Source organism: Streptomyces sp. NPDC015532, from assembly GCF_043078065.1.
Classification (GTDB): Bacteria; Actinomycetota; Actinomycetes; order Streptomycetales; family Streptomycetaceae; genus Streptomyces.
Map to the genome: position 1 here is coordinate 80,214 of NZ_JBIBSY010000007.1, position 22,328 is coordinate 102,541.

Genomic DNA, 22,328 nt, shown 5'->3' on the forward strand with positions numbered 1-22,328 from the left:
TCCGGCTCTCGTCGGCCGACTTACGTGACCTGACCGGGAGTTGCCCCATGAACCGTCGTGCACGACTCGTTCCCTTCGTCGCCGTCCTCGCGCTCTCGCCCCTGCTGGCGGCCTGCGGCTCCGGTGACTCGTCGTCCTCGGACGGCAAGACCTCCGGCGGGCAGAACTGCACGCGCCCGTCCGGGATGCCGGGCGGAGCCTCCGGGCGCCCCAGCGGCGCGCCCTCGGGCATGCCCTCGCGGTCCGGTGCCCCTTCGGGCATGCCCACCGGGAAGGCTCCCTCCGGGTTCCCCTCGGGCATGCCGAGCGGTGGCCCCGGCGGTGGCGCGGGCGGCGGTCAGGGCGGCTGCGGTGGCCCCGGCGGCGGCCAGATGGGCCAGGGCCAGGGGCAGTCGGCCGCTCAGGGCTGAGGCGGGGGAGGACCCGCTGCCGTACGAGGCGATGTCACGCCGGTACGGCGCGGCCCGCGGGGGCGGGTGACGATGCGGCGCGTCCGGGCAACGGGCGCGCCGCGGGCCTGTGTCGGTGGCACGGCGGGGTGCGGCGGGGAGTCGAGCCAGTGGCGGCGGAGTGCGGCGGGGCGGGGAGTCGAGCCTGTGTCGGCGGCGCGGTCGGCCCGGCGGTGGCCCGGTGGCGATCACAGTCGAGCCGGTGGTGGCGGCCGACGGTCCATGTCGATCAGTCGAGCTGGTGTCGCGGCGCGACGGCGCGGCCGGGCTGGTGGTGGTGGCCGGTGTCGATCAGCCGAGCCAGTGGCGGCGGCCGATGCTGATCAGCCGCATCTGACGGCTCGCCGTCCTGGCCACCCGTTCGCGTTCCGCGGGGGAGCCCTCCAGCGCCTCCAGGAAGGCCGAGGCCGCCATCAGCATGTGGTCGACGTACAGGCCCGCCAGCATCAGCAGATCGTCGTCGCTCCACCCCGCCGACTCGGGGTGCTCGGCCAGCGCGTCCTTGACCTCCTCGGCGAACCGGGCCAGTTGCTCGCTGATCGCGTCCCGCACCGGCTGGACACCGCCGTGCCGCTCGCGCGCGATGAAACGGACGTGCGCCGGGTGCGTCGCGACGTGGTGGGCGATCAGTTCCACGGCGCGGGCGATGCGTTCGTCGCCGTCGCCGGCCGTCGACACGATGTCCTCGATCATCGGGTGCAGACTGCCGAGCGCCTCCTCGACCAGCGCCGCACCGAGATCCGCCGTCGAGCGGAAATGCCGGTAGAAGGCGGTCGGAGCGACTCCGACGGCACGGGTGACCTCCCGCAGCCCCAGGCTGCTCAGGCTCTGATCCTCCAGAAGCCCCAACGCGGCGTCCAGCAGCGCCTGTCTGGTCTTCTGCTTCTGCGCCTGCCGGATGCCGAGAGTGTGACTCATGCCATGCAGTTAACAACTGTTCTCCGGAATTTTAAAGCCGTGGAGCGCGCTAGACTCAAGAGTCAGTGAACAACTGTTACTACAACCGTTCACTGAGCTGTCAAGTCCCGGAAACATCGGGCCCTCACCGTTGAGGTCCCGGAGGTTCCAGGACCGGACTTCGAGACTTCTTCGAGAGGCATCTCATGCTGTTCCTCGTCGCCGCACTCCTGCTGCTCGGCGTTGTGATGGGCTCCGTGGCGCACGCGCCGCTGTCCTTCACCCTCGCCGCCGCGGCCGTCATCGGCGTCTGGCTGATCGTCTTCGCGCTGCGCGAGCGCGGCGCCCGCCGGCGTCACCCGTCCACCAACTGACCGTCGGTCCCGCACCTTCGCCGACCGGCCGTTGGTCCCACACCTTCACCAACTGACCGTTGGGAGCTGACTCACGTCATGGAACTCACCGCGCGACGCACCACCGGCACGACCCGCTCGACCCGTACCACCGCGACGCCCCGTACCGCCGAAGCCGTCCGCACGGCCGAAACCGTCCGCGCCGCCGACGGCGCCGAGAGCGTCCGCGCCGCGCGCCGGACCGGCGTCAAGGACGCCGACGGCATGGCCGTGGCCTCCTTCGTCCTCGGGCTGCTCGGCCTGCTCGTGCTGAACGTCTTCCTGGGCCCCATCGCCATCGTCCTGGCCTCCGTCGCCCTCTGGCGCGGCACGGACCGCCGGGGCCGCGCCTTCCTCGGCCTCGGCCTGGGAATCGCCGACCTGGTGGTCCTGGTCGCCTTCATGCAGGTCGACAACACGGTGTCCTGGAGCTTCTGAGGCCGCCGCGACGGCCGGGGCGGCGACCGGGGCGCGGTCACGGCCCACGGCGAGCGGCGCCGGGCCGCCGTGCGAGGGCCCGGGCGCGGCGCCGTGGAGCGCACCGCCGGCCCGCGCGCGAGCCGGGGCGGCCGTCATGCCGCCGGGGGCAGGGGAGTAGGGGGGAGCGGGCCCGTAGAATCGAGCCCACCATGGCTTACCTCGACCACGCCGCGACCACCCCCATGCTTCCCGAGGCAGTAGAGGCTCTGACCGCCCGACTGAGCGTCACGGGCAACGCCTCCTCCCTCCATGCCGCCGGCCGCACCGCGCGGCGGGCGGTCGAGGAGGCCCGCGAAACCCTGGCGGACGCCCTCGGCGCCCGCCCCAGCGAGGTGGTCCTCACCTCCGGCGGCACCGAGGCCGACAATCTCGCGGTGAAGGGCCTGTACTGGTCCCGCAGAGACGCCGATCCGGCCCGTACCCGTGTTCTCGCGAGCCCCGTCGAGCACCATGCCGTCCTCGACGCGGTCCACTGGCTCGGTGAGCACGAGGGCGCCACGGTCGAGTACCTGCCCGTCGACGCCTACGGCCGCGTCCACCCCGACGCCCTGCGCGAGGCCATCGCCCGCGACCCCGCGGACGTCGCCCTCGCCACCGTCATGTGGGCCAACAACGAGATCGGCACCATCATGCCGGTCCGTGAACTGGCGGACGTCGCGGCCGAGTTCGGTATCCCGCTGCACGCCGACGCGGTCCAGGCCTTCGGTCAGGTCCCGGTCGACTTCGCGGCCTCCGGCCTCGCCGCGATGACGGTCTCGGGCCACAAGATCGGCGGTCCCTACGGGATCGGCGCGCTGCTTCTCGGCCGCGAGTACAGCCCCGTGCCCGTGCTGCACGGGGGCGGCCAGGAGCGCCACGTGCGCTCCGGCACCCTCGACGTGCCCGCCACCGTGTCCTTCGCGGTCGCCGGGCGGCTGGCCGCCGAACGGCAGGAGTGGTTCGCCCGCGAGATCGGCGCCCTGCGCGACGACCTGGCCGACGCCGTCGTCAAGGCCGTGCCCGACGCGATCCTCGGCGGGGACCCGGAACCCGGGGGCCGGCTGCCCGCCAACGCCCACTTCACGTTCCCCGGCTGCGAGGGCGACTCGCTGCTCCTGCTGCTCGACGCGCAGGGCATCGAGTGCTCCACCGGCTCGGCGTGCACGGCGGGCGTGGCCCAGCCGAGCCACGTCGTCCTCGCCACCGGCACCGACCCGGACCTCGCCCGCGGCACCCTGCGCTTCTCCCTCGGCCACACCTCCACACGGGCGGACGTCGCGGCGGTGGCGCGGGTCATCGGCCCGGCGGTGGAGCGGGCGCGCAGGGCGGGCCTGACCTGACGTCCCCCCGGTGAGGCACCGGGGGATTCCGCGTCAGGCCGCCGCCGACCGGGCCCGCCGTACGAGCCGTAGATACCGGTCCCAGTCCCAGTACCGTCCGGGATCCGTGTGGTCCGTGCCCGGGACCTCGACGTGTCCGATGATGTGCTCGCGGTCCACGGGGATGCCGTACCGCCCGCATATCCTGGCCGTCAGCCGCGCCGAGGCCTCGTACATCGCGTCCGTGAACGACGAGGGGCGGTCGACGAAACCCTCGTGCTCGATGCCGACGCTGCGTTCGTTGTACGCGCGGTTGCCCGCGTGGAACGCCACGTCCAGCTCGCGGATCATCTGCGTGACATGACCGTCCCCGCGGACCACGTAGTGAGCGGCCGCCCCGTGCTTCGGGTCCTGGAAGACCCGCACCGCGCTCGCGAAGCTGCCCTGGGTGACATGGATGACCACCCGGTCTATCCCGTAGTCGTCGGGACGGTCGGCCCGCCGCCAGTTCGCCGCCGAGGCCGCCACCCACCGCGCGCCCCGGAAGTCCACCGCCCCCGCGACGCGTGGCTTCTCCACACCCGGCAGCCGCCACCACAGGTGCGACAGCTCCTCCCGGGCGAGCCCGGCCGCGCTCACGGCCGCCGCCAGGCCGCCGAGGAGCAGCACACGGCGACCGGGCGGCCGGTCGCCGTCCTTGGCTCCCGCCGCGGCCGCACGGCTCCGCGGCTCTCCAGGCTTCCCCTTTTTCGCCCCCATGCGATCTTCAACGGATACTCGCGGGATCCGGTTCCCGCGGCCCCGTACCCTGGAGGGGTTATGACTGACACCTCGCAGCGCCCCCTCCGCGTCCTCGCCGCCATGTCGGGCGGAGTGGACTCCGCCGTAGCCGCCGCCCGTGCCGCCGAGGCCGGGCACGACGTGACGGGTGTGCACCTCGCCCTCTCGGCGAACCCGCAATCGTTCAGGACAGGCGCGCGCGGCTGCTGCACCATCGAGGACTCGCGCGACGCCCGCCGGGCCGCCGACGTCATCGGCATCCCGTTCTACGTCTGGGACCTCGCCGAGCGCTTCCGCGAGGACGTCGTCGTGGACTTCATCGCCGAGTACGAGGCCGGCCGCACCCCGAACCCGTGCCTGCGCTGCAACGAGAAGATCAAGTTCGCCGCCCTGCTGGACAAGGCGCTCGCGCTCGGCTTCGACGCGGTCTGCACCGGCCACTACGCGCAGGTCATCGTCCGCGAGGACGGCACGCGCGAGCTGCACCGGGCCTCGGACATGGCCAAGGACCAGTCGTACGTCCTCGGCGTCCTGGACGACCGCCAGCTCGCCCACGCGCTGTTCCCGCTCGGCGACACGGTCACCACCAAGGACGAGATCCGCGCCGAGGCCGAGCGCCGGGGCCTGGCCGTCGCCAAGAAGCCGGACTCGCACGACATCTGCTTCATCGCCGACGGCGACACCCAGGGCTTCCTCGCGGGCCGGCTCGGCAAGGCCGAGGGCGACATCGTCGACGAGGCCGGAGCGGTCATCGGTTCCCACGAGGGTGCCTTCGGCTTCACGATCGGCCAGCGCAAGGGCCTGCGCATCGGCACCCCGGCCGCCGACGGCAAGCCGCGCTACGTCCTGGACATCTCGCCGGTGAACAACACGGTCACGGTCGGCCCGGCGGCCTCCCTGGACGTGTCCGCCCTGACCGCGATCAAGCCCCGCTGGTGCGGCGCCGCCCCGGCCGGTCCCGGTACTTACACCGCGCAGTTGCGGGCCCACGGCGGCGAGACCGAGGTGAGCGCCGGCCTGGTCGACGGCGAGCTGCGGGTGACCTTCACCGAGCCGGTCCGGGGCGTCGCCCCCGGCCAGGCGATCGTCCTGTACGACGGCACCCGCGTGGTGGGCTCGGCGACGATCGCGACGACCACGCGCGCGACGGCGGACGTCTAGGCCGACCGGCCGGACCGGCCCGACCGACACGGCTGGCCCGACCGCAGCAGCCCGGCCGCGGCACCCCGTACGTGAGGGACCTCCGTGGCCGGCTCGGTCGGGTCGGTGAAGGACCGCGGTGAGTGACCGCGTCGGACCGTTCTGGTCGGACCGTTCGCGTCCAACAGTTCGCGTCTGACAGTCCGCGTCCAACGGTCCGCGTCTGACGGTCCGCGTCTGACGGTCCGCGTCTAACCGTCCGTGCCGAAGAACTCCGCCAGCACCGGCGCGAGCGCTCCGGGATCCACCATGTGGGTCTGTCCCTCCAGCGTGCGGTACGACGCGTTCGGCGCCGTCTCCGCGATGGTCCGCGCCGCCTCGCGCATCCACGCGGGGCTCGCGTCGCCCGCGAGGGACAGCAGCGGCACGGAGAGCGCGGCCAGCCGTTCGCGGGGCACCCGGCCCCCGCCCATCGCGGCGTCGTCGTAGGCCAGGGTCGGCGCGAGGGCTTCCATGCCGGGCCAGGCGTGGGACATGCGCACCCCGGCGATCATCTCCGGGGGCGTGCCCACGAGGGTCAGGAACAGCTCGACCGCGTCGCCGCGACGACCCTGGCCGAGCAGCTCGGTCAGCCGCCCGGTGTATTCGGCCCGCTGCTCGGCCGCCACTTCGTCCACGGCGAACGGCGTCTCGTAGACGGCGACTTCGCGGACGGGCAGCCCGCTCGCGGCCGCCTCCAGGGCCAGCGCGCCGCCCGACGAGATGCCGTAGAGCGCCGCGCCGTCCCCGAAGATCTCGATCAGCGCCGCGATGTCCTCGACCTCGCGGGCCACCGCGAAAGGCGCCGTGTCGCCGCTGCCGCCACGGCCCCGCCGGTCGTAGGTGACGGCGCCGAAGCGGTCCGAGAGGGCCTCGGCGAGCGGCGCGAGCGTGGCGCCCGTGCACATGGCGCCGCCCACCAGCACGACCGTCGGGCCGTCACCGTGGCGTTCGTACGCGATGGGCGTCCCGTCGCGCGAGATCGTCTTGTTGTCCATGCCTGTAGAGACTGCCGGGCCGACGGGAACTCATCGCGTCACCACGCCCGCGTCCGCCCCGATCTCAGGACACGTCCGCCTCGTAGAAGCAGAGGTGGTCCCTGATCCCGGCGACGTCGGGCTTGGGATCGGGGTAGGCCCACACGAGATCGGCCGCTCCGGGACGCGACCAGTAGGACGCCGTGCCCTTGAAGGGGCAGTACGTGTGGGTGTCGGAGGGTGTCAGCAGGTCCAGACGGACGTCCTCGGGCGGGAGGTAGTAGCGGACCGGACAGCCCGTCTCGCGCAGCACCAGGGGGCGGTCGCTCTCCGCCAGGACCTGGCCGCCGTGCACGACGCGGACGTGCCGCGTGCCCTGCTCGATCGTGATCGTGTGTCCTTCAGCCATACCGGGAAAGCGCTCGCGGGCCCTGAATCCTTCCCGCGTACGGTGAAGTCATGAACATCTGTGTCTTCCTCTCCGCCGCCGACCTCGACGACCGCTACACGCGCCCCGCCCGGGAGTTCGCCGAACTCCTCGGCAAGGGCGGCCACACGCTGGTGTGGGGCGGCTCCGACGTCGGGCTGATGAAGGTGGTCGCCGACGGCGTTCAGGAGGCGGGCGGACGGCTGGTGGGCGTCTCCGTGGACTTCCTGGCCGCCAAGGCCCGTTCCGGCGCCGACGAGATGGTCGTCGCCCGGGACCTGGCCGAACGCAAGGCGCTGCTCCTGGCCAAGGCCGACGCGGTCGTCGTCATGGTCGGCGGCACCGGCACCCTCGACGAGGCCACCGAGATCCTGGAGCTGAAGAAGCACGGGAAGACCGAGAAGCCGGTGGTCCTGCTCAACACGGCCGGCTTCTACGACGGCCTCAAGGAGCAGTTCCGGCGGATGGACGACGAGGGCTTCCTGCCGCGCCCGCTCACCGACCTGGTGTTCTTCGCCGAGGAGCCGGTGGGGGCGCTGGCCTACCTGGAGGAGAGCGTCGGCATCCGCTGAGGAGCGACCGGCGCCCCGTGAGGTGCCGGGCAGGCGTTTCGGGACCGGCGCCCGGTGATGCGAGCATGGCGTCCATGGCTACACATGTGATCACCGGGGCCGGTTCCGGAATCGGCGCGGCCGTCGCCCGCCGTCTGCACGCGCGCGGGGACGACCTCGTGCTCCACGCGCGTGACGCCGGCCGCGCCAAGGAACTGGGCGCCGCGTTCCCCGGGGCGAAGACCCTGGTCGGCGACCTGGCGAACCCCGACAAGCTCTCCTGGGCGTTCTCGCACCAGTCGCTCCCCGGCCGGATCGACTCCCTGCTGCACATCGCGGGCGTGGTCGACCTCGGTCCGGTCGGCGAACTGACCCCGAAGTCCTGGCGCCATCAGCTCGACGTCAACCTGATCGCCCCCGCCGAGCTGACCCGCCACTTCCTGCCCCAGCTCCGCCTGGCCCAGGGCCACGTGCTCTTCGTGAACTCCGGCGCCGGTCTGAACGCCCACGCCGACTGGTCCGCCTACGCCGCCTCCAAGCACGGCCTGAAGGCCCTCGCCGACTCCCTGCGCCACGAAGAGCACGCGGCCGGGGTCCGGGTGACCTCCGTCTACCCCGGCCGCACCGCGAGCCCCATGCAGGCCAAGGTCCACCAGCAGGAGGGCAAGGAGTACGACGCCTCGAAGTGGATCGACCCCGAGTCGGTGGCGACGACGATCCTGATGGCACTCGACCTGCCCCGGGACGCCGAGGTCAACGATCTGACGGTGCGCCCGGGAGGCTGACCTCCCCGGGGGATTCCGTAGGCTTCCGGAGTGAGCGAAAACAGCGAGTTCAGGTTCGGTCCCGCCACCGGGGTCGGGTCCATGCCGGGTGGCGACGCGCGGGAGGCCGCCAAGACCGTCACCGGTTCCTTCGAGGACTTCCCCTTCCTCGCCGAACTGCCCGCACGCGGGCCCGGGGCGGACATGATCGGCCGGACCGCGGGGATGCTCGTCGAGCTGTACGCGCGCGTGGAGCCCAGCGGCTGGCGCTTCGGGGACCGGCCGGGCCGGGACACCAAGCGGGCCAGGTCGTGGCTGGGGGAGGACCTCGACGCCCTGGAGGAGTACACCCAGGGGTACGAGGGCCCCCTCAAGGTGCAGGCCGTCGGTCCCTGGACCCTGGCCGCCGCGCTGGAGCTGCGGAACGGCGAGTCCGCCCTCTCCGACCCCGGCGCCTGCCGCGACCTCGCCGGCTCGCTCGCCGAGGGACTGCGCCTCCACCTCGAAGACGTCCGCCGGCGCGTCCCCGGGGCCGAGGTCGTCCTCCAGCTCGACGAACCCTCCCTCGTTTCCGTGCTCCGCGGCCAGGTGCCGACCGCCAGCGGCTACCGCACCCACCGCTCGGTCGACCGCCAGATCGCCGAGGCCACGCTCCGGGACGTCGTCGGCGTGAACGCGGGCGGTCCCGTCGTCGTCCACAGCTGCGCGCCGGACGTCCCCTTCGCCCTGCTGCGCCGGGCGGGCGCGGCGGCGATCTCGTTCGACTTCTCTCTTCTCACCGAGCGTGACGACGACGCGATCGGAGAAGCGGTCGAAGGCGGCACCCGTCTGTTCGCCGGTGTCGTTCCCGGCGTGGACGTCCCATTGTCGGACCCTGCCGGTAGCGTCATGGGTGTCAGGACGCTGTGGCGCAGGCTGGGGCTGCGGCCGGGTCTTCTCGCGGAGGCGGTCACGCTCACTCCGTCGTGCGGACTCGCGGGGGCCTCCCCCGACTTCGCGCGCAAGGCGCTGGCCCACTGCGTCCGGGCGGCGAGATCTCTCGCGGACAACCCAGAGTAACGGGAGGACACAACGGTGGCCGGCGAACAGCACGCAGAGCCCACATCGGTACCCGCCGACGCACGGGAGCGGCACGCGCGGCTCGCCGAGGAGATCGAGGAGCACCGCTTCCGGTACTACGTGAGGGACGCCCCGGTCGTCAGCGACGCGGAGTTCGACACGCTGCTGCGTTCCCTGGAGGCGCTGGAGGAGGAGTACTCCGAGCTGCGGACACCGGACTCGCCGACCCAGAAGGTCGCGGGGGCGTACGCCACGGAATTCACCTCCGTCCAGCACCGGCAGCGGATGCTGTCGCTCGACAACGCGTTCTCCGACCTGGAACTGGCCGCGTGGGCCGAGCGCGTGGCCAAGGACGTGGGCGCCTCCGACCACCACTTCCTGTGCGAGCTGAAGGTCGACGGCCTCGCCGTCAACCTCACGTACGAGCACGGCCGTCTCACGCGCGCGGCGACCCGCGGCGACGGCCGTACGGGCGAGGACATCACGCCCAACGTCCGTACGATCACGGAGATCCCGGACCGTCTGACCGGCGATCACGTCCCCGACCTCGTCGAGATCCGCGGCGAGGTCTACTTCCCGATGGAGAAGTTCGAGGAGCTCAACGCCCGGCTGGTGAAGGGGGGCGACAAGCCTTTCGCCAACCCCCGCAACGCGGCGGCCGGTTCGCTGCGCCAGAAGGACCCGCGCGTCACCGCGACCCGCCCGCTGCACATGGTCGTCCACGGCATCGGCGCCCTGGAGGGGTTCGAGGGCCTCGGCCGGCTCTCCGAGGCCTACGGCCTGCTGCACACCTGGGGACTGCCGACCACGCGGTACGCCAAGGTCGTCGACGACCTCGACGGCGTACGGGAGTTCATCGCGTACTACGGGGAGAACCGTCACTCCGTGGAGCACGAGATCGACGGCGTGGTCGTCAAACTGGACGAGATCCCCCTCCAGGGCCGGCTCGGCTCCACCGCGCGCGCACCCCGCTGGGCGATCGCCTGGAAGTACGCGCCCGAGGAGGTCAACACCAAGCTCGTCAACATCCGTGTCGGCGTGGGCCGTACGGGCCGGGTCACGCCGTACGCGCAGGTCGAGCCGGTCACGGTCGCGGGCTCCGAGGTCGAGTTCGCCACCCTGCACAACCAGGACGTGGTGAAGGCCAAGGGCGTCCTCATCGGGGACACGGTGGTGCTGCGCAAGGCCGGTGACGTCATCCCCGAGATCCTCGGACCGGTCGCCGACCTGCGCGACGGCAGCGAGCGGGAGTTCGTGATGCCGGCCGAGTGCCCCGAGTGCGGTACGGCGCTGCGGCCCATGAAGGAGGGCGATGTCGACCTCCGCTGTCCCAACGGCCGCTCCTGCCCGGCCCAGTTGAGAGAGCGGGTCTCCTATCTCGCGGGCCGGGAGTGCCTCGACATCGACCATTTCGGCGGCGTGGCCGCGGCGGCGCTGACCCGTCCGCTGGAGCCCACGGCCCCGCCGCTCGTCGACGAGGGCGACCTCTTCGACCTCACGATCGAGCAGTTGCTTCCCATCAGGGCGTACGTTCTCGACCAGGACAGCGGCCTGCCCAAGCGCGATCCGAAGACCGGCGAGGAGAAGATCGCGACGGTCTTCGCCAACCAGAAGGGCGAGCCGAAGAAGAACGCGCTTGCCATGCTGGAGAGGATCGCCGAGGCGAAGAGCCGTCCGCTCGCCCGCTTCATCAACGGACTCTCCATCCGGCACGTGGGCCCGGTGGCCGCCGAGGCCCTGGCCCGCGAGTTCCACTCCATCGACCGCATCGAGCAGGCCACGGAGGAGGAACTCGCCGCGGTCGACGGGGTCGGCGGGATCATCGCGACGTCCCTCAAGGAGTGGTTCGCCGAGGACTGGCACCGCGAGATCATCCGCAAGTGGAAGGCGGCCGGTGTGCGGATGGAGGACGAGCGCGCGGGCGAGGACGAGGGGCCCCGTCCGCTCGAAGGCCTCACCGTCGTGGTCACGGGCACGCTCGAACACCACACGCGGGACGGGGCGAAGGAGGAACTCCAGAGCCGTGGAGCAAAGGTGACCGGCTCGGTCTCGAAGAAGACGTCCTTCGTCGTGGTGGGCGACAATCCCGGCTCGAAGTATGACAAAGCGATGCAGTTGAAGGTTCCCGTGCTGAACGAGGAGGGCTTCGCCGTCCTGTTGGAGCAGGGACCGGACGCGGCGGCGGACGCCGCGCTTCCGATCGAGGAATAGGGGTTGAAGACCACCCGTTCGGCGCATATCGGTGACATACGGGTGACCAGGCCGCATTCGGGCAACCGTCGACGACCGCTGCCCGTGGAAGCCTTCCGCGGCCTACTGTTGACGTGTGCGCCCGCCGTGCCCGGCCTCGGTCGGCGCATCCCTCGCTCCGCACGAGCCGGGGGAAGGGTTTTCCGACGCGGCACCGTTGGCCGTTGTCGCCGGCAACGGATCGTGTGGCGTGGGCACCGCCGGCAGTGAGAGGGACGGGAATGGAACCGACCGAGAGCGCCGCTCCCGACCCACGGCTGCGCCCGCGCCGGACGACCGGCGCATGGCTGACCGGTCTGCGGACGGGACGGCCTTCGGAGCGCGCCGTCCGGAGCGGGCTCGGCGCCGCGCCGCTCCCCGTTCCCGGCGCCCTCACCGCCGGACGCGGCACCGGCCTGCCCGGCCAGGAACCCGAACGCCAACTGTCCTGGCCCGCGCTGCCGTCGGCGGTCGTGGCCACGGCCGCCTTCGTCCTGGGCGCGGGCTTCTACCGGGCGTTCACCGGCTATCACGCCCTCTTCCCGTGCGGCGCCGTCGGCTGGGCGCTGGCCCTGCTCACCGGCGTCATCGTCGGTCACCTGGTCGCCCTCGGCCGCGCCCGCTGGTGGGGCGGCACCGGCTCCGGCGCCGCGCTGACCCTCGCGGTCCTGCTGCTGTACGGCTGGGTCCCGGCCGGCATGGTCAGTCTCACCGTCGTCGTCCTGGTGGGCACGGCCCGCCGCAACCGCTGGCGCCAAGCCGTCCTGCACGGCGCCGCCGACATCCTCGGGATCGGTGCCGGAGCCCTGGTCCTCGCGTCGTTCGGGCGGTACCCGAGCGTCGAGACCCCCTGGGCCCCCGACACCTGGACGTTCTACGCCGCTCCCCAGGTCGTCCTGGTCGCCGGCGCCTATCTCGCCGTCACCCGCGCCCTGCTCTGGTACCTGAACACGCCGGGCTGGGGCCTGCCCACCGTCGCCCGTACGGCCCTGGTCAGACACGGGCTCGTCGCCGTCGCGCTGCTCGGCATCGCGCCGCTGATCTGTGTCGTGGCGGTGGCCCAGCCCACGCTGCTGCCCCTGTTCTCGATCCCGCTGATCGCCCTCGACTCCACCCTGTGGATAGCCCGCGCGCGGGCCGAGGAACAACTGCGCGACCCGCTGACCGGGCTGCCGAACCGTCAGTGGCTGCTGGAGCGCACCTGGACGGCCCTGGACGACGCCGAGCGCATCGGCGCCCGCTCCGCCCTCCTGCTCATCGACCTGGACCGCTTCCGTTCGGTGAACGACACGCTGGGACACCTCGCCGGTGACCGGCTGCTTCTCCAGATAGCCGAGAGGCTGCGGCTCGCACTGCCGCGCGGGGCGGAGGCCGCGCGGCTCGGCGGTGACGAGTTCGCCGTCTTACTGCCGGTCGCGGACTCCACCACGTCGGCCACGCGGATCGCCCGCAGCCTGGTCGCCACCCTCGGCTCGCCGCTCGACCTGGACGGGCTCACCCTCGTCCTGGAGGCCAGCGCCGGGCTCGCCGTCTTCCCCGACCACGCGCTCGACGCGGAGGGGCTGCTGCGCCGGGCGGACATCGCGATGTACCAGGCGAAGCGGGACCGTACGGGCGTGGAGGTGTACGAGTCCAAGCGGGACTCCAACACCCCCGACCGGCTGGGCCTGCTGGGCGATCTGCGCCGGGCCCTGGACACCGGGGACGTCGAACTGCACTACCAGCCCAAGGTCCGCTTCGACGGACAGGTGGCCGGTCTGGAGGCCCTGGTGCGCTGGGTGCATCCCGAGCGCGGGAAGGTTCCGCCGGACGAGTTCATCGCCATAGCCGAGTCGTCCGGGCTGATGCCGCACCTCACCGAGTACGTCCTGGAGACGGCCCTCGGGCAGGTCGCGCGCTGGCGGGCACAGGGCCTGTACGTGCCGGTCGCGGTGAACGTGTCGCCGCGCGACGTGCACACGCCGGGGTTCGCCGGCGCCGTCGCCGCCCGGCTCGCCCGGCACGGAGTCCCCGCGGCGGCGCTCCAGCTGGAGATAACGGAGCACGTGCTCCTGGAGGACCCGCAGCGGGCCGCCGACACCCTCGCGGCTCTCACCGGGCACGGCGTGAAGATGTCGCTGGACGACTTCGGCACCGGGTACTCCTCCCTGGTCCATCTGCGGCGGCTTCCGGTCAGCGAACTGAAGATCGACCGTTCGTTCGTCGCGCGCCTGGCCGTGGACACCGAGGACGCCGAGATCGTGCGGTGCACCGTCGATCTCGCCCATTCGCTCGGGCTTCTCGTCGTGGCGGAGGGCGTCGAGGACGACGAGACGTGGGAGCGGTTGCGGGACCTGGGCTGTGACGCCGTTCAGGGGTGGCTGGTCGCCGCGGCGATGCCTCCGGAGGAGGCCACGGCGTGGCTGCTGGCCCGCGGTTCCCGCGGCTGGCAGCGCCCGCGTGCCGCCCTGCCCGCCGCGGAGTAGCTCTGCTCGGGCCCCTCGTGGTGCCTTCCCGCCGCAGACGCGGCGGACGCCGACGGCGAGAGGCCCCGGGGGAGAGCTCACCTGTCCGGAGACAGTCACGGGTGGCGCGTGGGCGGGAGACGACAGGCCGGAGGCCGGGGAGCCGGTCGGCCGGTCGTCGCCGACGGCGGGACGGCCGAACGGGGGAGCCCGGCTTGGCGGTGAACGGTGAACGGGTGGCGCGCGCGGGTGGGAGACGACCGGCCGGAGGCCGGGCCGCGGGCGTGCCCCGGCAAACCCGGGCGCGGGCATCGGCCCGGGCCCCATAGGATTGGGCCACACCACACCGCACTCACCCCAGAGGATCGCTGCATGCCTGGCATCACGCGCGAGGAGGTCGCCCACCTCGCACGGCTGGCGCGTCTGGAGCTGAAGGGCGAAGAGCTCGACCACTTCGCAGGCCAGCTCGACGACATCATCGGCGCGGTCGCCCGCGTCAGCGAGGTCGCCGACCAAGACGTACCGCCGACCTCTCATCCGCTGCCGCTGACGAACGTCATGCGCGCGGACGAGGTCCGTCCGTCGCTCACCCCCGAGCAGGCGCTCTCCGGCGCCCCGGCCCAGGAGCAGCAGCGTTTCAAGGTGCCGCAGATCCTGGGGGAGGACTAATCACCATGACGGACACCAACGTCAACATCATCAAGCTCACCGCGGCCGAGATCGCCGGGAAGATCGCGGCCGGCGAACTCACCGCCGTCGAGGTCACCGAGGCCCACCTCGCCCGGATCGAGGCCGTCGACGAGAAGGTGCACGCCTTCCTGCACGTCGACCGCGAGGGCGCCCTCGCCCAGGCGCGTGCCGTGGACGCCAAGCGGGAGGCCGGCGAGAAGCTCGGCCCGCTCGCCGGAGTTCCCCTCGCGCTCAAGGACATCTTCACCACCGAGGGCATCCCGACCACGGTCGGTTCGAAGATCCTCGAAGGCTGGATCCCTCCGTACGACGCGACGCTCACCAAGCGGCTCAAGGCCGCCGACGTCGTCATCCTCGGCAAGACCAACATGGACGAGTTCGCCATGGGGTCCTCCACCGAGAACAGCGCGTACGGCCCGACCGGCAACCCGTGGGACCTCACCCGGATCCCCGGCGGCTCGGGCGGCGGCTCCTCCGCGGCCCTCGCCTCCTACCAGGCGCCCCTCGCCATCGGCACCGACACCGGCGGTTCCATCCGCCAGCCGGCCGCCGTCACCGGCACGGTCGGCGTCAAGCCGACGTACGGCGCGGTCTCCCGCTACGGCATGGTCGCCTTCTCGTCCTCCCTCGACCAGGGCGGTCCCTGCGCCCGTACGGTCCTGGACGCGGCCCTGCTCCACGAGGTCATCGCCGGGCACGACCCGCTCGACTCGACCTCCATCGACGCCCCGGTCCCGCCGGTCGTCGAGGCCGCCCGCAACGGCAGCGTGACGGGCATGCGCGTCGGTGTCGTCAAGCAGTTCCGCGGCGAGGGCTACCAGGCCGGTGTCGTGCAGCGCTTCGACGAGGCCGTCGCCATGCTCAAGGAACTCGGCGCCGAGATCGTCGAGCTGGACTGCCCGTCCTTCGACCTGGCGCTCTCCGCGTACTACCTGATCGCCCCGTCGGAGTGTTCGAGCAACCTCGCCCGCTTCGACGGCCTGCGCTATGGCCGGCGCGCGGGCGACGACGGCACGCGCTCCGCCGAGGACGTCACCGCGCTGACCCGTGAGGCCGGCTTCGGCCCCGAGGTCAAGCGCCGCATCATGCTCGGCACGTACGCGCTCAGCTCCGGCTACTACGACGCGTACTACGGCAGCGCCCAGAAGGTCCGCACGCTCATCACGCGCGACTTCGAGAAGGCGTTCGAGCAGGTCGACGTGATCGTCTCCCCGACCACGCCGACCACCGCCTTCCCGATCGGCGAGCGCGCCGACGACCCGATGGCGATGTACCTCGCGGACCTGTGCACCATTCCGACCAACCTGGCCGGCAACTCCGCCATGTCGCTGCCCTGCGGTCTCGCCCCGGAGGACAACCTCCCGGTCGGACTGCAGATCATCGCTCCGGCGCTGAAGGACGACCGTCTGTACAAGGTCGGAGCCGCCGTCGAGGCAGCCTTCGTGGAAAAGTGGGGGCACCCGCTGCTTGAGGAGGCTCCGTCGTTGTGAGCAAGGCAATGTCCAAGGCCAAGGGCTTCAAGAAGTCCAAGTCCGGCACGTATCTGTCCATGGCGGGCACGGCGTTCGGCGCCCTCGGTGTCGCGAAGCAGGTCAAGAAGGCCCGCAAGGAGAACGACACGCTCCGCCTCATCGACGCGGCCGTGTCCGCCGCCGCCATCGTCACCGGCCTCGCCATCCTCTACCGGGAGCTCAAGCGCCTGGGCGACGACGACGTCCTGCTGGGCTGAGAGGGAAGTTTTCACCGTGACCACCACGATCGACCTGGTGTCGTACGAGGACGCGCTCGCGTCGTACGACCCCGTCATGGGCCTCGAAGTCCATGTCGAACTCGGCACCAAGACGAAGATGTTCTGCGGCTGCTCGACCGAGCTGGGCGCCGAGCCCAACTCGCAGACGTGCCCGACCTGCCTCGGCATGCCCGGCGCCCTCCCGGTCGTCAACGCGACCGGTGTCGAGTCCGCCATCAAGATCGGCCTCGCGCTGCACTGCGAGATCGCCGAATGGTGCCGCTTCGCCCGGAAGAACTACTTCTATCCGGACATGCCGAAGAACTTCCAGACCTCCCAGTACGACGAGCCGATCGCCTTCAACGGCTATCTGGACGTCCAGCTGGAGGACGGCGAGGTCTTCCGCGTGGAGATCGAGCGCGCCCACATGGAGGAGGACACCGGCAAGTCGCTGCACGTCGGCGGTGCCACCGGCCGTATCCACGGCGCGTCCCACTCGCTGCTCGACTACAACCGGGCGGGCATCCCGCTCATCGAGATCGTCACCAAGCCGATCGAGGGCGCGGGTGAGCGTGCTCCCGAGGTCGCCAAGGCGTACGTCGCCGAGCTGCGCGAGCTCATCAAGGCGCTCGGTGTGTCCGAGGCCCGTATGGAGCAGGGCCAGATGCGCTGCGACGTGAACCTCTCGCTGCGCCCGCACGGCCGCGAGAAGTTCGGCACGCGCTCCGAGACGAAGAACGTCAACTCCCTGCGTTCCGTCGAGCGTGCCGCCCGCTTCGAGATCCAGCGCCACGCCGCGGTGCTGAACTCCGGCGGCACGATCATCCAGGAGACCCGCCACTTCCACGAGGACACCGGGTCCACGACCTCGGGCCGCGTGAAGGAGGAGGCCGAGGACTACCGGTACTTCCCGGAGCCCGACCTCGTCCCCGTCGCCCCGTCCCGTGACTGGGTCGAGGAACTGCGCCTCACGCTGCCCGAGCAGCCGCTGGCCCGCCGCAACCGGCTGCGCGAGGAGTGGGGCGTGAACGCCCACGACATGCAGTCGATCCTCAACGCCGGTGCCATCGACTCGATCGTCGCGACCATCGAAGCCGGTGCCGACTCCGCCTCCGCCCGCAAGTGGTGGATGGGTGAGCTGGCCCGCAGCGCCAACGAGTCGGGCAAGGCCCTGGAGGACCTGCCGATCACCCCGGCGCAGGTCGCCCGGGTGGCCGAGCTGGTCGCCGCCGGTGACCTCAACGACAAGCTGGCCCGTCAGGTCATCGAGGGCGTCCTCGCCGGCGAGGGCACCCCGGACGAGGTCGTCGACAAGCGCGGCCTGAAGGTCGTCTCGGACGAGGGCGCGCTGACCGCCGCCGTCGACGAGGCCATCGCCGGGAACCCGGGCGTCGCCGACAAGATCCGTGGCGGCAAGGTCCAGGCCGTCGGCGCGCTCGTCGGCGCGGTCATGAAGGCCACCCGCGGCCAGGCCGACGCCGCTCGCGTCAAGGAGCTCATCCTGGAGAAGCTGGGCGTCTCCGAAGGCTGATCTCCGGCTGAGATCCGGGTTTTCCCACATCCCAGGGGGTGCATCGCAACCGATGCACCCCCTGGGGTCTGTGTCGGCGTGCTCAGGTCAACGCGCTACGCTCGCGCGCCATGAGTGGAAGCACCGACTCCGAGACGCACGACCGCACGACGCAGGACCGCGAGACCCGCGACGACGGGGGCCGGACTCCGGGGGTCCGGACCCCGAAGGCTCAGGATCGAAGCGAGCAGGACCGAGAAGCACGGGAACAAGAAGCGCAGGATCGAGAAGCGCAGGACCGAGAAGCGCAGGACCGAGAAGCGCAGGACCCCGATGATCAGGGTCCCGAGTCCCAAAACCCTGACGATCAGGACGCCGACGATCCGGCCTCCGGCGAACCGGATCCCGAGAACCCGGGCACCGGCGGTTCCGGCCGCGAGGACCATGACCCGGCGGATGCCGACGACGAGGATCCGGACCCGGAGGCGCGCCGGGCGCGCTGGGGCGCGGTCGGGACGGGCGTGCTGCTGACCGTCGCCGGACTCGCCGCGTCGGTGATGCGCACCTCCGGGTCGGGCACCGCGCTCATACCGCTCTCCTATGCCGCGGGGGCCGTCCTGTGTGCCGGCGCGTCGGCGCTCGGGGCCAAGGGCCGCACTCGGCGGGCGCTGTGGCTGATGATCGCCGGGGTGATGGTCATGGCTGTGGGTGACCAGCTCGACTGAGGTGTGGCCGGCGGGGTGGCAGAGGCCACACGTATGCGCTGTGACGTGGGACGCGACCCTGTGAGTAAGCCCACGAATGCGACAAAGGATCACTTCAGGCTGTAAGAGTGATGACGCATTAGTCATGTGTTCTTTGCGGGCAGTTCCCGATAAAGATCCACAAATCCCCCAGGGAGCTCGCTCGTGGCAGCCCTTGCACGGTGGTGTGTCCAGCATCGCCTCGTCGCCGTACTGCTCTGGCTCCTCGCCTTCGGCGGTGTGACCGCGGCCGCTGCCGTGACGGGTTCCGCGTACTCCAACGACTACGAGGTCCCCGGCACCGAATCGGGCCACGCGACGCAGCTCCTGAACAGCGGCTTCCCCGGGCTCGGCGGCGACAGTGACACCGTTGTCTGGCACACCGACGCGGGCACCGTGCGCTCCGCCGACGTCGAACAGTCGATGACCCGCGCCCTGGACACGATCGAGAAGCTCCCCGGAGTGGCCTCCGTCGACAGCCCGTACACGCACCAGGGACCGGGCCGGATCAGCCAGGACGGCCGGACGGCGTACGCGACCGTCACCTTCGCCGACCGGGCCGAGAACCTCGACAAGGGCGAGGTCGAGGCCGTCGTCGACGCCGCCAAGTCCGCCGAGGCCAAGGGTCTCGACGTCGAGCTGGGCGGCACCGCCATCTCCCTCACCAAGGCGTCCGGCGGGCACACGGCCGAGATCGTCGGCGTGGCCGTGGCGGCGGTGGTCCTCTTCCTCGCGTTCGGCTCGCTCGCCGCCTCCATGCTGCCCATCGCCACCGCCCTGGTCGGCGTCGGCACGGCCTACTTCGGCATCGTGCTCCTCGGACACGCCATGACCGTCGCCGACTTCGCCCCCATGCTCGGCATGCTGGTGGGCCTCGGCGTCGGGATCGACTACGCGCTGTTCATCGTGACCAGACACCGGCGCGGCCTCAAACGCGGACTGCCGGTGGCCGAGGCGGCGCAGAACGCCGTGGCCACCACAGGACGCGCGGTCGTCTTCGCCGGCGCCACCGTCTGCATCGCCCTGCTGGGCATGCTCATCCTGCGGCTCAGCTTCCTCAACGGTGTGGCGATCGCCGCCTCCCTGACCGTGGTCCTCACCGTCGCGGCCTCCGTGACCCTGCTGCCCGCGCTGCTCTCCTTCATCGGTCCACGCGCGCTGAGCCGCCGCGAGCGGCGACGACTGGAGGAGCACGGGCCCCAGCCGGAGGTGGCCACGGGGTTCGCCGCCCGCTGGTCCGCCTTCGTGGAGCGCCACCCCAAGCTGCTCGGCGCCGTGGCCGTCGTCGTGATGGCCGTGCTCGCCCTCCCCACGCTCTCCCTCCACCTGGGCACGTCCGACCAGGGCAACGACCCGAGGACGACGACCACCCGGCAGGCGTACGACCGGATCTCGGAGGGCTTCGGTCCCGGAGTGAACGGGCCCCTGACCCTCGTCACCAAGGTCGGCGGCGCCGGGGACAGGCTCGCCCTGGACAACCTGGACGCCACGCTGCGGGCCACCGAGGGCGTCGCCTCGGCGACCCCGGTGACCTACAACGGCACCGGTGACACCGCTTTCCTCACCGTCGTCCCGGCCTCCGCGCCGCAGTCCCAGAAGACCAGCGACCTGGTGGACCGGCTGCGCGCCGACGTCCTGCCGCGCGCCGAGTCGGGCACCTCCCTCGACGTACAGGTCGGCGGCGTCACGGCGAGCTACGACGACTTCGCCGACGTCATCATCGGCAAGCTCCCGCTCTTCGTCGGTGTCGTGATCAGCCTCGGCTGTGTCCTGCTGCTGCTCGCGTTCCGTTCGATCGGCATCCCGCTCAAGGCCGCGGTCATGAACATCGCCGCCGTCGCCGCCGCCTTCGGAGTCGTCGTCGCGATCTTCCAGTGGGGCTGGGGGAGCGAACTGCTCGGTCTCGGCCGCGCGGGCCCGATCGAGCCGTTCCTGCCCGTGATCATGGTGTCGGTGCTCTTCGGGCTCTCCATGGACTACCAGGTCTTCCTGGTCAGCCGGATGTACGAGGAGTGGCTGGAGACCGGTGACAACCGGCGCGCGGTCCGCGTCGGCCTCGCCGAGACCAGCCGGGTGATCAACTCAGCCGCCGTCATCATGATCTCGGTCTTCCTCGCCTTCGTACTCAGCGGCGACCGTGTCATCGCGATGTTCGGGATCGCCCTCGCCGCCGCCGTCGCCCTGGACGCCTTCGTCCTGCGTACGCTCCTCGTCCCCGCCCTCATGCACCTGCTCGGCGACGCCAACTGGTGGCTGCCCCGGGCGCTCGACCGGAGGCTGCCGCGTATCAGCATCGAGCCTCCCGAATGCCGGGCCGCGCATGAGAGGCTGGCCGAGGCCACGGACGCCGAGGCGGCGGACGTACTGGGCCACGGGGCGGTCGATGCCGGGATCCCCGACGCCGAGATGACGGACGCCGGGGTGAAGGACGCCCGGGGCACCGACGTGACGACGAAGGAGCGATGACGGGATGTACGCGATATCCCTGGGCGACGACGGAGCCGAACTGCGGCCCCTGGAGCCCTGGCACGCCGAGGAGTTCCTCGCCCACCTGGAGCGCGGGCGCGAGTTCATCGGGCAGTTCATCCCCTTCGGCTCCCGGTCCACGGACGTGCCGTCCGCGCGGGCGCAGCTCCAGAGGTACGCCGACATGCGCTGTGCCGACACCGGGTCCCTGCACGGCCTGTGGCTGGACGGGAAGCTCGTGGGCGGCGTGCTCTTCCTGAACTTCGACGCGGACCAGGGCAACTGCGAGGTCGGCTGCTGGCTGGAACCCGCCGCCTCGGGGCGTGGTCTGGTCACGCGCGCGATGCGGATCCTCATCGACTGGGCGGTCGAGGAGCGCGGGATCCAGCGTGTGGAGTGGGTCGCCGCGGCGGGCAACGTCCCGAGCCTGAACGTGGCCCGGCGGCTCGGCATGAGCCGGGACGGCGTGCTCCGGCAGAAGCACCCCCATCACGGGGTCCGGCACGACCTCGAAGTGTGGTCCCTGCTCGCGCCCGAGTGGCGTGCCGCACGCGCGGACACCGCCCACAAGGATCATTAAGGAACCTCTCAGACGGCATCCGTACGGTGCCCGTATGGGAACCAAGACAGCTGACGAGGCCGGGGCCGAGACCGGCACCGAGGCGGAGCGCGACGAGCGGACCGGGGACGTCACCGAGGCCGGCACGGCCGGGGCGTCCACGGACGAGGTGAAGGGGACCGAGGCCGAGGCCGAGGAGCGGGACGAGGACCTGGACGGGCAGGACGGGGCCGACGAGGACCTCGCCGGCCCCGAGGACTCCGGAACGGGCCGGGACGCCGGTGTCGGCCAGGGTGCCGCCGCCGTGGTGTCCGCCGGACTGGGCGTGGTGTCGCTGACCGGAAGCTGGGTCGCCACCGTGGCCGCCGCCCGGGAGACCCTGATCGGCCAGCTCCAGACCTCGTCGTCCGCGAGCGTCGCCACGCAGGTCAAGGAGGTCTACGGCGATGCCTGGGCGACCACCGCGCTGGTCGGCGGCCTCTTCGCACTGGCCGCGCTGATCGTCGGCGTCGTCGTGCTGGTCCGGCCCGCGTTCGGCGCCCCCGGCAAGCCGCAGGCCGCCTGGATCAAGTCCGTCGCCTGGGCGGGCGTCTCGCTCGGCGTCGTAGGACTGGTGCTCGCGGTCGCCAAGTACTCCGACATCCTCCTCGGACTGCCCTCCACCAGCTGAGACCCGCAGCGCCGACACCACCGACACCACCGACG

Annotated in this window: 22 protein-coding genes; 18 read left to right on the top strand and 4 right to left on the bottom strand. The window is 71.8% G+C overall.

Translation table 11 applies throughout. The annotated features are described in order from the left end of the window. The first annotated feature begins 47 nt into the window (after positions 1 to 47). A complete protein-coding gene (locus ACF07B_RS22310) occupies positions 48 to 410 on the top strand; it encodes a hypothetical protein (RefSeq protein WP_362391748.1) in 363 nt (120 codons plus the stop codon). A 330-nt stretch (positions 411 to 740) separates the two neighbouring features. On the opposite strand, the gene ACF07B_RS22315 is transcribed toward ACF07B_RS22310, so the two are convergent. Further along, positions 741 to 1,367: a TetR family transcriptional regulator gene (locus ACF07B_RS22315; RefSeq protein WP_392180241.1), complete on the bottom strand. Its 627-nt coding sequence runs from the start codon at positions 1,365 to 1,367 to the stop codon at positions 741 to 743. Positions 1,368 to 1,552: 185 nt separating this feature from the next. Between ACF07B_RS22315 and ACF07B_RS22320 the strand changes: the two genes are divergently transcribed. From ACF07B_RS22320 to ACF07B_RS22330, 3 genes are all read left to right on the top strand, one after another. Then, complete coding sequence (locus ACF07B_RS22320; RefSeq protein WP_384234046.1) at positions 1,553 to 1,720, top strand: hypothetical protein; 168 nt, start codon at positions 1,553 to 1,555, stop codon at positions 1,718 to 1,720. Between the two features lie 78 nt (positions 1,721 to 1,798). Further along, positions 1,799 to 2,176: a DUF4190 domain-containing protein gene (locus ACF07B_RS22325; RefSeq protein ID WP_392180242.1), complete on the top strand. Its 378-nt coding sequence runs from the start codon at positions 1,799 to 1,801 to the stop codon at positions 2,174 to 2,176. A 191-nt stretch (positions 2,177 to 2,367) separates the two neighbouring features. After that, positions 2,368 to 3,537 carry a cysteine desulfurase family protein gene (locus ACF07B_RS22330; protein WP_362391744.1) on the top strand — a complete coding sequence of 390 codons (1,170 nt, stop codon included), beginning with the start codon at positions 2,368 to 2,370 and terminating at the stop codon, positions 3,535 to 3,537. Between the two features lie 33 nt (positions 3,538 to 3,570). On the opposite strand, the gene ACF07B_RS22335 is transcribed toward ACF07B_RS22330, so the two are convergent. Next, complete coding sequence (locus tag ACF07B_RS22335; protein ID WP_392180243.1) at positions 3,571 to 4,275, bottom strand: N-acetylmuramoyl-L-alanine amidase; 705 nt, start codon at positions 4,273 to 4,275, stop codon at positions 3,571 to 3,573. A 60-nt stretch (positions 4,276 to 4,335) separates the two neighbouring features. Between ACF07B_RS22335 and mnmA the strand changes: the two genes are divergently transcribed. Beyond that, on the top strand, positions 4,336 to 5,457 hold the full coding sequence (gene mnmA / locus ACF07B_RS22340) for a tRNA 2-thiouridine(34) synthase MnmA (RefSeq protein ID WP_392180244.1): 1,122 nt from the start codon (positions 4,336 to 4,338) through the stop codon (positions 5,455 to 5,457). 230 nt (positions 5,458 to 5,687) lie between these two features. Here mnmA and ACF07B_RS22345 read toward each other — a convergent pair whose 3' ends face one another. Both ACF07B_RS22345 and ACF07B_RS22350 read right to left on the bottom strand, forming a co-directional pair. Then, the gene (locus ACF07B_RS22345; protein ID WP_392180245.1) at positions 5,688 to 6,473 is read right to left on the bottom strand and encodes an alpha/beta fold hydrolase; all 786 of its coding nucleotides are present in this window, start codon (positions 6,471 to 6,473) and stop codon (positions 5,688 to 5,690) included. A 64-nt stretch (positions 6,474 to 6,537) separates the two neighbouring features. After that, positions 6,538 to 6,861, bottom strand: a complete 324-nt coding sequence (locus ACF07B_RS22350) for a DUF427 domain-containing protein (protein ID WP_392180246.1) — start codon at positions 6,859 to 6,861, stop codon at positions 6,538 to 6,540. A gap of 50 nt (positions 6,862 to 6,911) precedes the next feature. Between ACF07B_RS22350 and ACF07B_RS22355 the strand changes: the two genes are divergently transcribed. From ACF07B_RS22355 to ACF07B_RS22415, 13 genes are all read left to right on the top strand, one after another. Beyond that, a complete protein-coding gene (locus ACF07B_RS22355; RefSeq protein ID WP_392180247.1) occupies positions 6,912 to 7,451 on the top strand; it encodes a TIGR00730 family Rossman fold protein in 540 nt (179 codons plus the stop codon). Between the two features lie 65 nt (positions 7,452 to 7,516). Further along, positions 7,517 to 8,215 (top strand): SDR family oxidoreductase, encoded by a 699-nt coding sequence (locus ACF07B_RS22360; protein WP_392180248.1) that lies wholly within the window; start codon positions 7,517 to 7,519, stop codon positions 8,213 to 8,215. Between the two features lie 30 nt (positions 8,216 to 8,245). After that, a complete protein-coding gene (locus ACF07B_RS22365) occupies positions 8,246 to 9,253 on the top strand; it encodes a methionine synthase (protein WP_392180249.1) in 1,008 nt (335 codons plus the stop codon). Positions 9,254 to 9,268: 15 nt separating this feature from the next. Then, positions 9,269 to 11,464, top strand: a complete 2,196-nt coding sequence (gene ligA, locus ACF07B_RS22370) for an NAD-dependent DNA ligase LigA (protein WP_384234033.1) — start codon at positions 9,269 to 9,271, stop codon at positions 11,462 to 11,464. Positions 11,465 to 11,724: 260 nt separating this feature from the next. Beyond that, the gene (locus ACF07B_RS22375; protein WP_392180250.1) at positions 11,725 to 13,947 is read left to right on the top strand and encodes a putative bifunctional diguanylate cyclase/phosphodiesterase; all 2,223 of its coding nucleotides are present in this window, start codon (positions 11,725 to 11,727) and stop codon (positions 13,945 to 13,947) included. A 351-nt stretch (positions 13,948 to 14,298) separates the two neighbouring features. Further along, positions 14,299 to 14,595 carry an Asp-tRNA(Asn)/Glu-tRNA(Gln) amidotransferase subunit GatC gene (gatC, locus tag ACF07B_RS22380; RefSeq protein ID WP_015036350.1) on the top strand — a complete coding sequence of 99 codons (297 nt, stop codon included), beginning with the start codon at positions 14,299 to 14,301 and terminating at the stop codon, positions 14,593 to 14,595. Between the two features lie 5 nt (positions 14,596 to 14,600). Beyond that, positions 14,601 to 16,106: an Asp-tRNA(Asn)/Glu-tRNA(Gln) amidotransferase subunit GatA gene (gene gatA / locus ACF07B_RS22385; RefSeq protein ID WP_392180251.1), complete on the top strand. Its 1,506-nt coding sequence runs from the start codon at positions 14,601 to 14,603 to the stop codon at positions 16,104 to 16,106. A gap of 8 nt (positions 16,107 to 16,114) precedes the next feature. Further along, positions 16,115 to 16,345 carry a hypothetical protein gene (locus ACF07B_RS22390; protein WP_359019978.1) on the top strand — a complete coding sequence of 77 codons (231 nt, stop codon included), beginning with the start codon at positions 16,115 to 16,117 and terminating at the stop codon, positions 16,343 to 16,345. 16 nt (positions 16,346 to 16,361) lie between these two features. Next, positions 16,362 to 17,876, top strand: a complete 1,515-nt coding sequence (gene gatB / locus ACF07B_RS22395; RefSeq protein WP_369482786.1) for an Asp-tRNA(Asn)/Glu-tRNA(Gln) amidotransferase subunit GatB — start codon at positions 16,362 to 16,364, stop codon at positions 17,874 to 17,876. Between the two features lie 110 nt (positions 17,877 to 17,986). Beyond that, complete coding sequence (locus ACF07B_RS22400; RefSeq protein ID WP_392180252.1) at positions 17,987 to 18,580, top strand: hypothetical protein; 594 nt, start codon at positions 17,987 to 17,989, stop codon at positions 18,578 to 18,580. A gap of 183 nt (positions 18,581 to 18,763) precedes the next feature. After that, a complete protein-coding gene (locus tag ACF07B_RS22405; protein ID WP_392180253.1) occupies positions 18,764 to 21,064 on the top strand; it encodes an MMPL family transporter in 2,301 nt (766 codons plus the stop codon). Positions 21,065 to 21,068: 4 nt separating this feature from the next. Then, on the top strand, positions 21,069 to 21,644 hold the full coding sequence (locus ACF07B_RS22410) for a GNAT family N-acetyltransferase (protein WP_392180254.1): 576 nt from the start codon (positions 21,069 to 21,071) through the stop codon (positions 21,642 to 21,644). A 34-nt stretch (positions 21,645 to 21,678) separates the two neighbouring features. After that, complete coding sequence (locus tag ACF07B_RS22415; protein WP_392180255.1) at positions 21,679 to 22,293, top strand: hypothetical protein; 615 nt, start codon at positions 21,679 to 21,681, stop codon at positions 22,291 to 22,293. Positions 22,294 to 22,328: the final 35 nt, after the last annotated feature.

Bases quoted from the DNA above. Each gene is read 5' to 3' on its own strand.
- ACF07B_RS22310 (WP_362391748.1), top strand. From the start codon at position 48: ATGAACCGTCGTGCACGACTCGTTCCCTTCGTCGCCGTCCTCGCGCTC.
- ACF07B_RS22315 (WP_392180241.1), bottom strand. From the start codon at position 1,367: ATGAGTCACACTCTCGGCATCCGGCAGGCGCAGAAGCAGAAGACCAGA.
- ACF07B_RS22320 (WP_384234046.1), top strand. From the start codon at position 1,553: ATGCTGTTCCTCGTCGCCGCACTCCTGCTGCTCGGCGTTGTGATGGGC.
- ACF07B_RS22325 (WP_392180242.1), top strand. From the start codon at position 1,799: ATGGAACTCACCGCGCGACGCACCACCGGCACGACCCGCTCGACCCGT.
- ACF07B_RS22330 (WP_362391744.1), top strand. From the start codon at position 2,368: ATGGCTTACCTCGACCACGCCGCGACCACCCCCATGCTTCCCGAGGCA.
- ACF07B_RS22335 (WP_392180243.1), bottom strand. From the start codon at position 4,275: ATGGGGGCGAAAAAGGGGAAGCCTGGAGAGCCGCGGAGCCGTGCGGCC.
- mnmA (WP_392180244.1), top strand. From the start codon at position 4,336: ATGACTGACACCTCGCAGCGCCCCCTCCGCGTCCTCGCCGCCATGTCG.
- ACF07B_RS22345 (WP_392180245.1), bottom strand. From the start codon at position 6,473: ATGGACAACAAGACGATCTCGCGCGACGGGACGCCCATCGCGTACGAA.
- ACF07B_RS22350 (WP_392180246.1), bottom strand. From the start codon at position 6,861: ATGGCTGAAGGACACACGATCACGATCGAGCAGGGCACGCGGCACGTC.
- ACF07B_RS22355 (WP_392180247.1), top strand. From the start codon at position 6,912: ATGAACATCTGTGTCTTCCTCTCCGCCGCCGACCTCGACGACCGCTAC.
- ACF07B_RS22360 (WP_392180248.1), top strand. From the start codon at position 7,517: ATGGCGTCCATGGCTACACATGTGATCACCGGGGCCGGTTCCGGAATC.
- ACF07B_RS22375 (WP_392180250.1), top strand. From the start codon at position 11,725: ATGGAACCGACCGAGAGCGCCGCTCCCGACCCACGGCTGCGCCCGCGC.
- gatC (WP_015036350.1), top strand. From the start codon at position 14,299: ATGCCTGGCATCACGCGCGAGGAGGTCGCCCACCTCGCACGGCTGGCG.
- gatA (WP_392180251.1), top strand. From the start codon at position 14,601: ATGACGGACACCAACGTCAACATCATCAAGCTCACCGCGGCCGAGATC.
- ACF07B_RS22390 (WP_359019978.1), top strand. From the start codon at position 16,115: ATGTCCAAGGCCAAGGGCTTCAAGAAGTCCAAGTCCGGCACGTATCTG.
- ACF07B_RS22400 (WP_392180252.1), top strand. From the start codon at position 17,987: ATGAGTGGAAGCACCGACTCCGAGACGCACGACCGCACGACGCAGGAC.
- ACF07B_RS22410 (WP_392180254.1), top strand. From the start codon at position 21,069: ATGTACGCGATATCCCTGGGCGACGACGGAGCCGAACTGCGGCCCCTG.
- ACF07B_RS22415 (WP_392180255.1), top strand. From the start codon at position 21,679: ATGGGAACCAAGACAGCTGACGAGGCCGGGGCCGAGACCGGCACCGAG.